The sequence below is a fragment of the Micromonospora sp. NPDC002717 genome (assembly GCF_040295705.1).
Classification (GTDB): domain Bacteria; phylum Actinomycetota; class Actinomycetes; order Mycobacteriales; family Micromonosporaceae; genus Micromonospora.
The window spans coordinates 240,899-255,933 of the sequence record NZ_JBEOVW010000010.1 but is presented as its reverse complement, the minus strand read 5'-3'; the positions used below and the strand labels follow the sequence as shown (position 1 = coordinate 255,933).

Annotated in this window: 11 protein-coding genes and 1 pseudogene; 3 read left to right on the top strand and 9 right to left on the bottom strand. The window is 74.3% G+C overall.

Translation table 11 applies throughout. The features are described from left to right. The first annotated feature begins 421 nt into the window (after window positions 1-421). Both ABT006_RS17870 and ABT006_RS17865 read left to right on the top strand, forming a co-directional pair. On the top strand, window positions 422-1,813 hold the full coding sequence (locus ABT006_RS17870) for a serine/threonine-protein kinase (protein ID WP_350707625.1): 1,392 nt from the start codon (window positions 422-424) through the stop codon (window positions 1,811-1,813). A 179-nt stretch (window positions 1,814-1,992) separates the two neighbouring features. Next, window positions 1,993-3,255, top strand: coding sequence for a nucleotide sugar dehydrogenase (locus ABT006_RS17865; RefSeq protein WP_350707623.1), 1,263 nt, complete (start codon window positions 1,993-1,995; stop codon window positions 3,253-3,255). Between the two features lie 59 nt (window positions 3,256-3,314). On the opposite strand, the gene ABT006_RS17860 is transcribed toward ABT006_RS17865, so the two are convergent. The 5 genes from ABT006_RS17860 to ABT006_RS17840 form a co-directional block, all read right to left on the bottom strand. Beyond that, on the bottom strand, window positions 3,315-5,798 hold the full coding sequence (locus ABT006_RS17860) for an ABC transporter permease (RefSeq protein ID WP_350707621.1): 2,484 nt from the start codon (window positions 5,796-5,798) through the stop codon (window positions 3,315-3,317). Further along, the gene (locus ABT006_RS17855; RefSeq protein ID WP_350707619.1) at window positions 5,795-6,589 is read right to left on the bottom strand and encodes an ABC transporter ATP-binding protein; all 795 of its coding nucleotides are present in this window, start codon (window positions 6,587-6,589) and stop codon (window positions 5,795-5,797) included. The genes ABT006_RS17860 and ABT006_RS17855 overlap by 4 nt, the downstream gene beginning before the upstream one ends. 147 nt (window positions 6,590-6,736) lie before the next feature. Beyond that, window positions 6,737-7,402, bottom strand: coding sequence for a response regulator (locus ABT006_RS17850; RefSeq protein ID WP_350707617.1), 666 nt, complete (start codon window positions 7,400-7,402; stop codon window positions 6,737-6,739). Next, on the bottom strand, window positions 7,399-8,643 hold the full coding sequence (locus tag ABT006_RS17845) for a sensor histidine kinase (protein ID WP_350707615.1): 1,245 nt from the start codon (window positions 8,641-8,643) through the stop codon (window positions 7,399-7,401). Before ABT006_RS17845 ends, ABT006_RS17850 begins: the two co-directional genes overlap by 4 nt. Before the next feature lie 66 nt (window positions 8,644-8,709). Beyond that, complete coding sequence (locus ABT006_RS17840) at window positions 8,710-9,408, bottom strand: DUF305 domain-containing protein (RefSeq protein WP_350707613.1); 699 nt, start codon at window positions 9,406-9,408, stop codon at window positions 8,710-8,712. Window positions 9,409-9,545: 137 nt separating this feature from the next. Between ABT006_RS17840 and ABT006_RS17835 the strand changes: the two genes are divergently transcribed. Next, window positions 9,546-10,997, top strand: a complete 1,452-nt coding sequence (locus ABT006_RS17835) for an LVIVD repeat-containing protein (protein ID WP_350707611.1) — start codon at window positions 9,546-9,548, stop codon at window positions 10,995-10,997. A 97-nt stretch (window positions 10,998-11,094) separates the two neighbouring features. On the opposite strand, the gene ABT006_RS17830 is transcribed toward ABT006_RS17835, so the two are convergent. The 4 genes and pseudogenes from ABT006_RS17830 to ABT006_RS17815 form a co-directional block, all read right to left on the bottom strand. Beyond that, window positions 11,095-12,102 carry a linear amide C-N hydrolase gene (locus ABT006_RS17830; protein WP_350707609.1) on the bottom strand — a complete coding sequence of 336 codons (1,008 nt, stop codon included), beginning with the start codon at window positions 12,100-12,102 and terminating at the stop codon, window positions 11,095-11,097. An 82-nt stretch (window positions 12,103-12,184) separates the two neighbouring features. Continuing rightward, the gene (locus ABT006_RS17825) at window positions 12,185-13,117 is read right to left on the bottom strand and encodes a PfkB family carbohydrate kinase (RefSeq protein WP_350707674.1); all 933 of its coding nucleotides are present in this window, start codon (window positions 13,115-13,117) and stop codon (window positions 12,185-12,187) included. A gap of 123 nt (window positions 13,118-13,240) precedes the next feature. Then, a pseudogene (locus ABT006_RS17820) lies at window positions 13,241-13,369 on the bottom strand (MerR family DNA-binding transcriptional regulator); the annotation flags it as partial. A 53-nt stretch (window positions 13,370-13,422) separates the two neighbouring features. Continuing rightward, entirely contained in the window at window positions 13,423-15,033 is a 1,611-nt protein-coding gene (locus ABT006_RS17815) for an asparagine synthetase B family protein (RefSeq protein WP_350707607.1), read from the bottom strand. Window positions 15,034-15,035: the final 2 nt, after the last annotated feature.

Here is a 15,035-nt window from a genome sequence, read left to right as displayed (position 1 = left end):
GCTGACCTGGTCACGCCCGGGACCGCGGCGGCCCGGACGGTAGTTCTGGACTCTCGCCACGGCGGCACGGCCGGCGGCGCGGCGCCGGCGACGCCGTGGGGCGGGCCCGAGTCGGGCTAACGGTAGGAGCACCGGGCCGATCGGACAAGTCGGCCCCGGTCGGCAAAAGAGTGAGAATTATCTACCTGATCGGGTGGCGGGTCGCCGTAACGCGGCGCGCGCCCGGGACGCTCCGCCCGCGCCAAGGGGCGTTCGTCCAGCGTACGGTGGCGGCGGGCGGATCTCGTCACGGGGCGTCCCCGGGCGGTCACACCATATCGGAGGCGGCCGTCGGCGCACAGACCTCCGTGGGGCGGGTCGCGCCGGCCGGCCGGCCCACTCACCGCGCGCCGTTCTCCGCCGCTCTGGGTACGGTGGTGCTGTGTTGTCATCGGAGGTCGTACTCAGCGGTCGGTACCGCCTGGACGAGCGTGTCGCCACGGGCGGCATGGGCGACGTCTGGCGGGCCAAGGACCTCGTCCTCGGCCGTCAGGTCGCGGTCAAGGTCCTGCTGCCCGCCCTGGTCTCCGACCCCGACTTCATCGCCCGCTTCCGCGCCGAGGCGCGGATCATGGCCGCTCTGCGGCACCCCGGCATCGTCCAGGTCTTCGACTGCGGCGAGGACGACCTGCCCGACGGCGGCCGGGCCGACTACCTGGTCATGGAGTTCGTGACCGGCCAGCCGCTGTCCAAGCGGATCGAGGCCGCCGGTCGGCTCGACGTCGGCGAGACGATGGCGATCGTGGCCCAGGTCGCGCAGGCGCTGCACGCCGCGCACCTCGGCGGGATCGTGCACCGCGACGTCAAGCCGAGCAACCTGCTGGTGCAGGAGAACGGCAGCGTGGTGCTGGTCGACTTCGGCGTGGCCCGGTCGACGAACGTCACGAGCATCACCAGCACCAACGCGGTGCCCGGCACCGCGCTCTACATGGCGCCCGAGCAGGCCGCCGGCCGGCCGGTCTCGGGGGCCACCGACATCTACGCCCTCGGCGCCGTCGCCTACTGCTGCCTGAGCGGCAGCCCGCCGTTCACCGGCGACAACCCGCTCCAGGTCGCCGTCCGGCACCTCGACGACGAGCCGCCGGAGTTGCCGCACGACATTCCGGAGGCCGTTCGCGCGCTGGTCTCCCGCGCCCTGGCGAAGGATCCGGCCGACCGGTTCAGCAGCGGGGCCGCGATGGCCCAGGCCGCCCGCGCCGCGGTCTCCGACCCGTCGGCGGCGACCGCCATGGTGCCCGCCCCCGGCGTCGCCGCGCTGCGCGGCGCCGACCCGGGCACCCGCACCGACGTCCCGGTCGTGCCGGCCGCGGCCGGGCGGAAGAAGCGCCGCGGCCCCCTGGTGGGCGCGGCCGCGGCGGTGCTGGTGGCGTTGGCGGGCCTCGGCGCGGCGCTCGGCGCGACGAACGACGCCGACGCGCCCGCGGTGAACGTGCCGAAGACGACGGCGCCGGCCGCCGTGCCGAGCGCGGAGGCGCCGACCGAGCAGGAGCAGAACCCGGACCGGGGTCGGCCGTTCCGTCCTGCCGGGTCCACCTCCAGCCCGTCGCCGTCGGCCACCGTGCCGCCGGAGTCGCCCCAGCCGAGCCAGACGGCCGGCCCGGAGTCCCCGGAGCCGACGGGCAGCACGGATCCGACGCCCAGCGATGGCTCTTCGCCGGGCGCGCCGACGGGGCCCACGCCCCCGGCGAGCGGCGGGCCGAGCACGCCGGCGGGCGACACGAACAACCCGCCGGGCGGCGGGGGCGGCGGCGCGGCGACGGACCGTTCGGCCTGATCTCGGCACCCGTGCCGCCGCACCCCCGGTGGGCGATCCCGCCGCTCGGGCGCTCACGGTGACGCACTGCCGACACTCCGCGGGTCCCGGCGGCACCGGTAATCCCAAAACGGACTTACGGGCACAGAGGTCGCTCTAGGCTCCCAAGCAGGTTGTTTCCGTCTGCCTCGGGAGTCCGGGTGAGCGTTGAGAAGTTGGTCGTCATCGGCCAGGGGTACGTCGGCCTGCCACTGGCCATGCGGGCCGTCGAGGCGGGCCTGGACGTGATCGGCCTGGACGTCGACTCCGACCGGGTCAAGCGGCTCGCGTCGGGCGAGTCGTTCGTCGAGGACATCCCCGCCGACCGGCTGGGCCGGGCGCTGGCCAGCGGCCGGTACCACCCGAGCACCGAGTACGCCGACGCCGAGGGCTTCGACATCTGCGTGATCACGGTGCCCACGCCGCTGCGCGACGGCACGCCCGACCTCAGCTTCGTCGAGCAGGCCGGCATCGGCATCGGCCCGTACGTCCGGCCGGGCTGCGCGGTGGTGCTCGAGTCGACCACCTACCCCGGCACCACGGAGGAACTGCTGCGCCCGCTGCTGGAGTCGGCCAGCGGGCTGCGCAGCCCGGGCGACTTCCACCTCGGCTACAGCCCCGAGCGGATCGACCCGGGCAACCAGACGTGGCGGCTGGAGAACACCCCGAAGGTCGTCTCCGGGGTGGACGCGGACTCCCTCGCCCGGGTGGACGGGTTCTACCGGCGGATCGTGGAGCGGACCGTGCCGGTGGGCTCCACCCAGGTGGCCGAGCTGACCAAGCTGATCGAGAACACCTTCCGTCAGGTCAACATCGCCCTGATCAACGAGCTGACCATGCTCTCCCACCACCTGGACATCGATGTCTGGCAGGCGATCGAGGCGGCCGAGACGAAGCCGTTCGGGTTCATGCCGTTCCGGCCCGGCCCCGGCGTCGGCGGGCACTGCCTGCCGATCGACCCGTGTTACCTGTCCTGGCAGGTCAAGCGGCGCCTCGGGCGGCAGTTCCGGTTCATCGAGCTGGCCAACGACGTCAACCACGAGATGCCCGAGCACGTGGCGCAGCGGATCATGGGCGGGCTGAACCGTACCGGCCGCACGATCAGCGGGGCCCGGCTGCTGCTGCTCGGGCTGGCGTACAAGAAGAACACCGGCGACATGCGCGACTCCCCCGCGGTCGACGTGGCCCGCCGTCTGCAGGCGCTCGGCGCGGACGTGCGGGCGGTGGAGCCGTACGCCGAGCCGCACCACATCCCCGGCGGGGTCCTCGTGGTGGAGCTGACCGAACGGGAGATCCGGGCGGCGGACGCGGTGGTGGTGGTCACCGACCACGACGTGTTCGACTACGACCTGGTCGTCCGGCACGCCCGGTACGTCTTCGACTCCCGCAACCGGTGCTCCGGGCCGGTGGTGGAGCACCTCTAGACCCGGCACCGCTGGCCGGTCCCGCCACCGGAGTGGGCGACGGGACCGGCCGGCGGATGTCACTGGTCGCCGAGCGCCTCGACCACCGGCCGGGCCAGCGCCCGCCGGGCCGGCAGCACCGAGGCCGCCAGGGCGGCCACCACGGCGACCCCGAGGATCAGCCCGAGCTGCCCCAGCGGCAGCACCACGGCGAAGTCCCCGCTGATCCGGGCCAGCAGGGCCATCGCGGCCGCGCTGACGCCGGTGCCGAGGCCGACCCCGAGCAACGCGCCGACCAGCGCCATCAGCACCGCCTCGACGGCCAGCACGGCCCGCATCCGACCCCGGGTCAGGCCCACCGCCCGCAGCACGGCGTTCTCCCGGGTCCGCTCCACGACCGACAGGCTCAGCGTGTTCGCCACCCCGACCAGCGCGATCACCACCGCCAGGCCGAGCAGCGCGGTGACGAACGCGAGCAGCATGTCGACTGTGCTGGTGAGCATCTTCTTGTACGCCCCCTGGTCCATCAGGTTGGCCGTCGGGTAGCGGGCGACCACCGCCTCGATGGCGGCCCGGGCCTGGTCGGCGCTGACGCCGTCGGCGGGGTCGATCTCGGCGAGGTAACCCCGCTCGGCGGGGAAGAGCGCGGTGAAGTCGGCGTCCACCACGTCGATCACGTGACCGGCCGGGACGGAGCTGCCGGCCAGGACCGGCCCGTCGTCGGTGACGACCGCGGCCACCCGGAACGACCGGCCCCGCACGGTGACGGTGGAGTCGGTCGTCCAGCCCCGCGCCTCCGCCAACTCCCGGTGCACCAGCACCGACCCGGGCGCGAGCCGGTCGACGTCGCCCGCCACGACGCCGGTCAGCGTCCGGCCGACCAGGGCGGGGTGGGCGGCCCGGACCTCGACGTCGGCGGTGACGGCGCTGCGCTGCTCGTGCACCACCGCCAGCTCGGGCCGGGCGCGCAGCTCGCCGACGAGCGGCGCGGGCAGGTCGCCGCCGATCCCGGTGACCAGCCAGTCGACCCCGATCTCGGCGTCCACGCTGCGCTCGATGCCGTCCTTGGTGCTGCGCGCGCCCACCACGAAGGCCGACACCAGTCCGATGCCGATGACCAGGGCGGTCGCGGTTGCCGCGATGCGGCGCGGGTTGCGCACCGCGTTGGCCACGGCCAGGCCGGCGGTGGCGCCGAACAGCTTCCGGGCGGGCCAGCCCAGCACCCGCACCAGCGCCGGGACGAGCACCGGCCCGAACAGCACGATGCCGAAGAAGGTCAGCACTCCGCCGAGCGCCACCAGCACCACCTGGACGGCGGACGCGGCCACCACCAGCGCGGCGATACCGGCGACGAAGACCAGCGCACCGCTGGCGAGCCGGAGCCGGCCGGCGCCGCGGGCGGGCTGGACCGCCGCGTCGGTGAGCGCGGCGACCGGCGGCACCCGGGTGCCCCGCCACGCGGGCAGCAGGGCGGCGCCGACCGTGATCGCGGTGCCCAGCAGCAGGCTGAGCAGCACGGTCGGGGCGGTGAGGGTGAGCCCGCCGGAGACCGGCACGTCCAGCCGCGTCATGAGCTGGTTCATGCCGCCGGCCAGGGCGACGCCCAACAGCACGCCGACCGCGGAGGCGGCGGCGCCGATCACGGCGGACTCGAGCAGCGCCGCCCGGAACAGCTGCCCCCGGGTCGCGCCGACGAGCCGCAGCAGCGCCGTGCGCCGGGTCCGCTGGGCGAGCACGATGGCGAAGGTGTTGGCGATGACGAACCCGGCGACCACCACCGCGACCCCGGCGAAGGTCAGCAGCACCATGTTGAACTGCTCCAGGTCGCGGACCGCGTCCTCGACCGCGTCGTCGAGGATCCGCTGGCGCGTCTTGACGGTCGCGCCGGCTCCGGCCGCCTCGGCGGCCCGGTCGGCCAGCGCCGCGTCCGTCACGCCCGGGTCGGCGGCCACCATGATCCGGTCGTAGCCCCGCTGCCCGGTCACGGCCATGGCGTCCGCGCCGACCAGGCCGATGAACGGGCCGCCGACGTCGCGGGGGGTCCCGGCCACGTCGACCGTGCCGACCAGGGTGTACGGGCGGGCCGCTCCCTTGCTGCCGCCGACGCGTACCGGCCCGCCGAGGGTGAAGCCCTCCTCGGCCACGGTGGGCGCGTCCAGCACCACCTCGCCGGGGCGGTCGGGCAGCCGCCCGGCCACCACGTCGTACGAGCGCAGCGCCGGGTCGACGGGGATCGCCGCGAGAACGGCGTAGCCGAGCACGGGGCGGTCGTCGGCGCCGACGACCCCGCCGGAGCCGAGCAGTTCCCCCTCGGCGGCGGCGACCCCGTCGAGCGCGCGCACCCGGTCGACCAGCGCGGTCGGCAGCGGGTCCTTGGTGGCGGAGTACACGGCGAGGTCGGTGTGCCGGTCGAACGTCCCGGCCCGGTCGTACGCTCCCGCGCGCATTCCGTCGACGAAGATCAGCGTGCCGGCGATGAAGGCGACGCCGAGCACGATGGCCAGCGAGGAGAGCAGCAGGCGCAGCGCCTCGGCGCGGAGCTGGCGCAGGGTCAGCCGGATCACCGGGCCACCGCCTCGCGGCCGGCGGCCGGCACGCGCGCCGAGTCGAGGCCGGCGAGGGTGTCGAGCACCCGCTCGGCGGTCGGCGCGGTGAGGTCCCGCACCGGCCGGCCGTCAGCCAGGAAGAGCACCCGGTCGGCGTGCGCGGCGGCCGTCGGGTCGTGGGTGACCATGATCACGGTCTGGCCGAGGGTGTCGACGGCCTCGCGGAGCAGGCGCAGCACCTCCGCGCCGGAGCGCGAGTCCAGGTTGCCGGTCGGCTCGTCGGCGAAGATCACCCACGGCTTGGTGATCAGGGCGCGGGCGACCGCCACCCGCTGCTGCTGCCCGCCGGAGAGCTCGGCGGGCCGGTGGCCGAGCCGGTCGGCGAGCCCCACCGCGGCGACGACCTGGCGCAGCCAGGCCCGCTCCGGCCGGCGGCCGGCGATCGCCAGCGGCAGCACGATGTTCTCCTCGGCGGTCAGCGCCGGCAGCAGGTTGAACTTCTGGAACACGAAGCCGACCCGGTCGCGGCGCAGCAGGGTGAGCCGCTTGTCGTCGAGCCGGGAGAGGTCGGCGTCGCCGATGCGTACGCTGCCCGCGGTGGGACGGTCCAGGCCGGCGAGGCAGTGCATCAGGGTGGACTTGCCGGAGCCGGACGGGCCCATGATGGCGGTGAACCGACCGGCGGCGAAGTCGACGTCGACGCCGTCGAGGGCGACGACGGCGGCCTGGCCGGCGCCGTACCGCTTGGACAGGCCGCGGGCGGAGACCGCGACGCCGGCGGTGGCGTGCGCGGGAGGTGCGACGGACACGTAGAGCTCCCCGTGGAGATCGTGACTGGGACGTCTCCGACGCTATGGGCGCGGCGGTCCGAGGGCGTCCACCCAGGCGCTCGACCCCGCTGCGACCGCAGGCGGCCCTGACCGGGCGGACCCGTACGACCTGAGTCGTACGCCGGCTCAGCCGCCCGGGGTGACCAGGCCGCTCTCGTACGCCAGCACCACCGCCTGCACCCGGTCGCGGAGCTGGAGCTTGGCCAGGATCCGCCCGACGTGCGTCTTCACGGTCGCCTCGGCGACGTGCACCCGGGCGGCGATCTCGGCGTTGGAGAGCCCCTGCGCCACCAGCAGGAGGATCTCCCGTTCCCGTTCGGTGAGCTGGGCGAGGCGCGGGTCCTCGGCGGGGCCCGGGCCGAGCCTGCCGGCGAAGCGGTCGAGCAGCCGGCGGGTGATGGACGGGGCGACCACGGAGTCGCCCTGGGCGACCACCCGGATGGCGGCGAGCAGCTCCTCCGGCGGGACGTTCTTGAGCAGGAAGCCGCTGGCGCCGGCCTGGAGCGCGGCGAAGGCGTCCGCCTCGGTGTCGAAGGTGGTGAGCACGAGCACGCGGGGCGACCCGGCGGGGCGGTCCCCGCAGATCCGGCGCGTCGCCTCCACCCCGTCCATGGTCGGCATCCGGACGTCCATCACCACCACGTCGGCCTCGACCCGGGCCAGCACCCGCAGCGCGTCGGCGCCGTCGATCGCCTCGCCGACGACCTCCAGGTCGGGCTGGGAGTCCAGCACCATCCGGAAGCCGGCGCGGACCAGCGCCTGGTCGTCCACGATCACCACGCGGACCGTCATGCCGCCATCACCTCCGTCGTCCCGGGCGTCGACGGTAGCGGCAGCCGCGCCTCGACCTGCCAGCCCCCGGCCAGTCGCGGGCCGGCGGTGAGGCTGCCGTCGTACACGCTCACCCGCTCGCGCATGCCGACCAGGCCGTGCCCGCCGGACGGGGCCGGGCTGACCGGCGGGCGGCCACGCCCGTCGTCGAGCACCCGGACCACCACGGCGTCGCGGGCATGGTCGAGGGTGACCTCGACGGCGGCGCCGACCCCCGCGTGCTTGAGCGCGTTGGTCAGCCCCTCCTGCACGACCCGGTAGAGGGTCAGCTCCAGGCCGGCCGGCAGCGGCACGGGCTGCCCGGTGACCGTGTGGCGCACCCGCAGGCCGGCGGCGCGGAACCGGTCGAGCAAAGCGGGCAGCTCGGTCAGCGCCAGCCGGCGGTGCTCCGGGTCGGCGGCCACCCCCGCGCCGTCGGGCTCGTCCGTCGGGCCGGGGCCGGCCGCCGCGTCGGGCGGGCTCGGCTCCCGCAGTACGCCGACCAGCCGGCGCATCTCCTCCAGCGCCTGGCGGCCGGTGTCGGCGACCACCTTCACCGCGTTCCTGGCGGTCTCCGGGTCGCGGTCGAGCATGAACCGCGCCCCGTCGGCCTGCACGATCATGACCGCCATGCTGTGCGCCACCACGTCGTGCAGCTCGCGGGCGATGCGGGTGCGCTCCCCGGCGACGGCGGCACGCGCCTCCGCCTCGCGTTCCCGCTCCAGGGTGGCGGCCCGCTCCTCGAGGCTGAGCACGTAGAGCCGGCGGGTCCGCACGTTGAGCGCGACCAGCCAGACCGCCCCGGTGACCAGCCCGATATAGATCGCGGTCGCCCACCAGGCGACGGTGCTCTCGGTCTGGAGGGCGGCGAGGACCACCCCGACGGCGGCGGTGATCCCGGCGAGGATGCCGTCGCGGAGGCGGTCGGCGTACTTCACGACGCTGTAGAGGGCGACCAGCACCGCGATGTCGAAGGCCAATGGGCCCCAGCCGGCGAACACCTGGACCAGCGCGAGCACCGCCACGACGGCGGCGACCGCCGACGGGTGGGACCGGCGGAACAGCAGCGCCACCGCCATCGCGGCGCCGACGAGGGCGGCCTTCCACCCGCCGGGCTGGTTCACCATGCCGGCGAGGCCGAAGAGCACTACCAGGCCGACGACGAAGACGTCGAAGGCGACGCTGCGCAGCGGGCGGCCGAAGATCGTGCGGTTCACGGTCACCCAGCGTACGTGCCGACGCCGCCCGCGGATCACCGCGCGCCCGGCCGGACCACCCGCCGGGCCGGGTCAGGGGGCCAGCACGTCGCGCATCCGGTCGATCTCGACGGCCTGCTCGGTGGCGACGGAGTTGGCGAACTCCGACAGGGTGAGGTCGGCGCCGACCTTGAGCAGGTCGGTGGCCATCTGGACCGCGCCCTGGTGGTGCTCGGTCATCATCCGGACGAAGAGCCGGTCGAACTCGGCGCCCCGCGCGACCGCGAGCTGGCGCATCGCCTCGGGCGACTGCATGCCCCGCATGGTCCCGTGGTCGTGCCCCGGCACGTCCGGGGAGAGCCCACGGGTCTGCAGCCAGCCCCGCATCATGCCGATCTCCGGGCCCTGGCTGGCCCGGATCCGCTCGGCGAGGGCGCGCAGGTCCGGGTCGGCGACGCGGTCCGGGGCCAGCGCGGCCATCTCCAGGGCCTGGGCGTGGTGCGGGATCATCATCCGGACGAACCAGACGTCCATGGAGTTGTGCCGGGACGTGGGGGCGGCGTCGCGCAGTTCGTCGGCGGGGCGGACCGCGGCGCTCTCCCCCGGTCGGCCCGGCACGATCACGGCGGGCCGGGCCGGATCGACGGGCGCCGACGCCGACGCGGGGGCGGCAACCGGCTGCGCGGGGGGCGCGGTCGAGTCGTCGCCGGACCGGGACAGGACGACGGCCACCACCGACACCACGAACACGGATGTGACGGCGGCCAGGATCCGTGCGCGTCGGTTGATCATGGGCCACTCCCCCGGTAGAGGTCACGGCGATCGTATCCATTGACGGAGACACCAATATGTGACCCAGGTCACATCGACGCATCTCATCGGACGGTAAGGTGTCGACAATCGCCAACCCCTTGCGAAGGGCCTCGCCGATGATCACACTTCGCACGCCGCGGGCCCGGCGGCTCACCACGGTAAGCCTGGCCGCGGCCGGCCTCCTCCTCGCCAGCGTCGCCACCGCCCCATCGGGAAATGCCGGGGTCGCGGCACCCTCGGCGCCCTCGGGCACGGTGGACACCACCTACACCATCCCCGGCGTCGACGAGATCGTCAGCAGCCCCAACCTTCGGCAGGTCGCCAACCTGCCGAAGCAGGCCCCGCTGAACGCCACGAACAGCGACCTCGCCTTCCAGGGCCGCTACGCCTTCGCCGGCAACTACAACGGGTTCGTCGTCTACGACGTCTCCCGGCCGACCGCGCCGACGGTCGTGTCGCAGGTCTACTGCCCCGGGTCGCAGAACGACATCTCCGTCCACGGCGACCTGCTCTTCCTCTCCACCGACGCGCCCCGCAGCGACGACTCCTGCAACAGCACCGGATCGTCGGCGACGGTCAAGGAGTCCTGGGAGGGCATCAAGGTCTTCGACATCAGCGACAAGGCCAACCCGCGCTACATCAAGGCGGTGGAGACGGCCTGCGGCTCGCACACCCACACCCTCGTGCCGGGCACGGACCGCAAGACGGTCTACCTGTACGTCTCGTCGTACAGCCCGCGCGCGGAGTTCCCGGACTGCCAGCCGCCGCACGACTCCATCTCCATCGTCAAGGTGCCGCTGAAGAAGCCCACCGACGCGGCGGTCGTGGCCACGCCGAACCTCTTCCCGGACGGCGGCTACGAGGGCCGCCCGGGCGGGTCGGCGACCACCGGCTGCCACGACATCACCGCGTACCCGGAGAAGAACCTGGCCGCCGGCGCCTGCATGGGTGACGGCATCCTGATGGACATCTCGAACCGGGAGGCCCCGCGGGTCATCAACCAGGTCCGCGACACGGTCAACTTCGCGTTCTGGCACTCGGCCACGTTCAACAACTCCGGCACCAAGGTGATCTTCACCGACGAGCTGGGCGGCGGCGGCGCGGCCACCTGCAACGAGGCCATCGGTCCCAACCGGGGCGCCGACGCCATCTACGACATCACCGGTAGCGGCGACGCCCGGACGATGGTCTTCCGCAGCTACTACAAGATCCCCCGGCCCAACGCCGACACCGAGAACTGCGTGGCGCACAACGGCTCGCTGATCCCGGTACTCGGGCGCGACATCATGGTCCAGGCGTGGTACCAGGGCGGCATCTCGGTCTTCGACTTCACCGACTCGGCCAACCCCCAGGAGATCGCGTTCTGGGAGCGGGGCCCGCTGTCGACCGAGCGGCTGACCGGCGGCGGTTCCTGGTCCGCGTACTACTACAACGGCTACATCTACTCCAACGACATGCAGAAGGGCTTCGACGTCCTGAAGCTGACCGACTGGCGGACCTGGACGGCGAACCTAGTCCGGTACCGCGAGCTGAACGTGCAGACCCAGCCCAGCTACCTCGGCTGGTAGTCGCACAACGCGCCGACGGGCCCGGCCCCCACCTCGGGGGCCGGGCCCGCCCGCGTTCCGGGTGCAGCCGGTTCCCTCGTCGGGGACGTGCGGAAGCTCAGCTCACCGGGAGCTGGTAACGCCGCTCGCCGCCGCCGGTCGCGGTGGTCAGCCGGACCTCGCCGCTGCGCAGGCCGTACGTCACCGACCAGCGGGTGTGCGACTGGCGTACGTCGTTGAGGATCTCGAACGCCGCCGGGGCGTCCGCCGTGCCGCCCGTCCGGTCGAGGGCCGCGGCGATCACGCCGTAGCGGTGGTCGGCCCGGCGACGCTGCTCGTCCACCCCGACGACCGGCACGTTGGTCAGCGCCCGCCAGTCGCCCCGCCCCTTCTCGACCGACATCTTCCCGTCGACGAACTCGACCACGGCCGACGCCCCGGTCGCGTCGGCGAGCAGGTAGTGCAGCGGCGGCCCGTCGGTGAAGTCGAGGTTGTACCGCCCGAACACGGCCACCGCCTCGTCCACCGTGGCCGCCTGGTCGAGCACCAGACGCTGGATGCGAACCGACCCGACGGTGGCCTTGCCCGGGTCGGCGACGGCCCGCGCGCCGTCGTCGGCGGCCAGCCCGATTGCCAGCCCCCGCTCGTTCATCCCGTCGAACGGCAGCAGCGGCGCGTTGAGCAGCCGCCGGTCGCCGGTCGGGTCGGGACCCACCCCGAGGTAGGCCATGTCCACCACGGAGATCGAGGCGTACCCGTCGGGAGGATCGGTGCGCAGCACCAGTGCCGGGTTGGCGTCCCAGTCGAAGTTGCGGGCGAACAACGGCCGCGCCGGGTCGCCGGTGGCGGCGAAGAGGGAGCAGCCGAACGCCTTCGCCGGGCGCGCGTCGGTGCCGACCGTCGCGTCGTACGCCCCGACGTAGGTCATCTCGTACATCGGAAGGTCGTTGACCTTGCGCAGGCTGGCCAGGGTCCTCTCGACCTCGCCCGGCTCCTGGCGGGAGGCGCTGGGCGTGCCGGCGGGCGTCGGTGCTCCCGGCGGCGCCGGCGGATCGGGCTCCGCGCTGGAACAGGCGGTCACGGCGAGCAGCAGGGCGACACCGGCGCCCAGGAGAGTCCTCCGCATATCTTCTGGACGCTAGGGCAGGAATCGAGGGTTGTCCACCGGCCGATCGGTCGCCCCGGCGCGGGACCGGCGGGCCGGACGGTCAGCCGGCGGGGATCCGGTCTAGCTGCTCCCGGATCGCCTCGTCGGTCAGCGCCGGCCGGCCGCCCGGGTGGCCGACGGTGGCGCCGGCAGCCGCCACGGCGTACCGGGCGAGCCGGTCGCGGGGCTCGCCGCGCAGCAGGCCGACGGTCAGCGCGGCGACGAACGCGTCCCCGGCGCCGGTGCTGTCCACCGTGGGTGTCCGGCTCAGCGGCAGGAACAGCTCGCCGTCCGGCCAGACGAACGCGTTGCCCTCCCCGGCCACCTCGATCGCCAGCAGGGACGGGCCGCGCCGCAGCAGCCTGCGCCCGGCGGCGAGCCCGCCCTCGGCGTCCCGCGGCGCGTCGCCGGTGATCAGCTCGACCTCCTGCGCGTCGGCCCGCAGCACGTCGGCGAGGGCGAGCAACTCGTCGGCGTCGGCCGGGTCGGTCGGGGCGCCGTCGAGCACGACCAGCCGGCCGGCCTCCCGGGCGGTCCGGGCCGCGACCAGGGCGGCCCGCGCCGGCTGTTGCAGCTGCACCAGGACGGCCCGCGCGGCGCGCAGCGCGTCGGCCGCCCCGGCCACGTCCCCGGGGGTGAGCAGGGTGGCCCTCGGCAGGTCCTCCAGGTAGCGCCAGTGGGCCTCGGCGTCGACCACGTCGACGATGAGCCCGGTGGGGATGCCCGGCCGGCGCAGCACCCGCGCGACGTCGATCCCGTCGGCCCGCGCCTGCGCCAGCAGCCGCTCCCCCACCTCGTCGTCGCCGACCACGGCGAGCAGCCCGACCGACGCGCCGAGCTGCGCGAGCCCGACGGCGTGGTTGGCCCCCTTGCCGCCGAGCAGCTCGTGGCGGCGCCGCACGGGGGCGCTGCCGCCGGCCTCCGGCACCTCGTCGACCAGCAGCACGAGGTCCCGCGCCACCTGCCCGACCACCACCACGTCCAGTTGCGTCATGTCACCGGTACTACCCCCGGCCCGATCTCTCACGCTCGCCCAGGGACACGCCGGCCGGCGCCGACCCGGCCCCGGGCGTGGTGGACGCTCAGGCCGGGCAGACCGGCAGTTGCAGCTCGGTGACGCCGTGTAGTAGCGGTAGCCAGTGTGCGGGTCGACCGAGGCCGGGCGGAGCAGACCGATGCTGTCGTAGTGGCGCAGCATCCGCACCGACACCCGGCCCAGTCGGGCGAAGTCTCCGATGGTGAACATGGCCCCTACGGTCGACGCTGACACGGTGTCAGAGTCAACCCGGGCGCGTCAGCTCACCCTGGCAGCGGGGCCTCGTCGCCCCGGGTACGGCGCGGGCCGACCAGCCGGCGCACCATCGGCGCGGCGTTCCACTTCGCCGCGCCGACCAGGTCCCGGGCGTGCTCCAGCATGGTGTAGTCGGGCCGGGCCCGGCCGGCGGCGAGCGCCCGGTCGAGGTCGTTGCCGCAGCGGGTGAGCACGCTGTCGAAGTCGCGGCGGACCGGTTCCAGCAGGTGGTAGCCGAACGACCGGTGCAGTCGGGCGAAGAGCGGCTTGTACAGCCGGGCCCGCTCGTGCAGGCCGGACGAGTACGACATCGGGTTCTTCGGCCGGCGCCGCACGTATTCGGGCAGCAGGTCGGCGAAGGCCCGCCGGACGATCCACTTCTCCTGCCCCTCGCGCATCTTCAGCCCGATCGGCAGCCGCATCGCCAGCTCCACCACGCTCAGGTCGAGGAACGGCACGCGGGCCTCCACCCCGTGCCCCATGCTGGCCCGGTCGACGCGCTGCAACTCCGTACGGCAGAGGTTGCGGATCTTGTGCAGGAAGAGCCGGCGGGACGCCTCGGGGCCGACCTCGTGGTACATCGGGTAGCCGCCGAACAGCTCGTCCGAGCCGTCCCCGGTCAGCACCACCTTCACGCCCAGCTCGCGCAGTCGGCGGAAGAGCGGCACGGAGACCACCGCGTTGATGATGTCGCCGTACTCGGTCAGCTCGGAGATCCGGATGGCCTCCCGGATGTCGGCGAGCCGGATGTCGCGCGGGCGCAGCTCGACCACCTCGTGCGGCACCCCCAGGTCCCGCGCCAACCGCCGCGCGTACGCCACGTCGGGGCTGTCCGGCACCCCGACGGTGACCGCGACGCAGTCGGGGTGCATCTCGCGTACGTGCAGCAGGGCCAGCGAGCTGTCCAGCCCGCCGGAGAGCACCACCCCGACGGTGAGGTCGGTGTCCACCCGTGTCCGGATGCTGTCGGTGAGGGCGGCACGGACGAGCAGGGCGGCCTCGTCCGGGTCGTCCACCACCGACAGCCCGTCACCGAGGGCGAGCAGGTCGACGTACGCGCGCAGCCGGACCTGCCCGTCGGGCTCGGCCCAGCCGTGGTGGCCGGGCGGCACCTCGCCGATCGGGACGCCGTGCCCGACCAGCGCCTTCACCTCGCTGGCGACGTGCAGGCAGCCGGGCGTCCGGGCCCAGTACAGGGGCTTCACGCCGAGCGGGTCCCGGACCAGCCAGGCGCGGCCCGTGGCGCGTTCCACGACGGCGAAGGCGTACTCGCCGCGCAGCCGGGTGACCATGCCCTCGCCCCACTGCAGGAACGCGGCGAGCACGACCTCCGTGTCGCTGGCGCTACGGAAGCGGTGCCCGAGCCGGACCAGCTCCGCGCGCAGCTCGTGGTGGTTGAAGACCTCGCCGTTGTAGCAGAGCAGCCACCGCTCGTCGACGGAGGTCCACGGCTGCACGGCGCGCTCCCGGTCCACCACCTTCAACCGTCGGGTGCCGGCGAACAGGCCGTTCTCGTAGCGGGCCTCGGTGACCTCGCCGCGGGGGGCCAGGGTGGCGAGCATCCGCCGGAAGATCGCCGGATCGGCCTCGGGGCCGAGGCTCAACGCGATGCCGCACATCG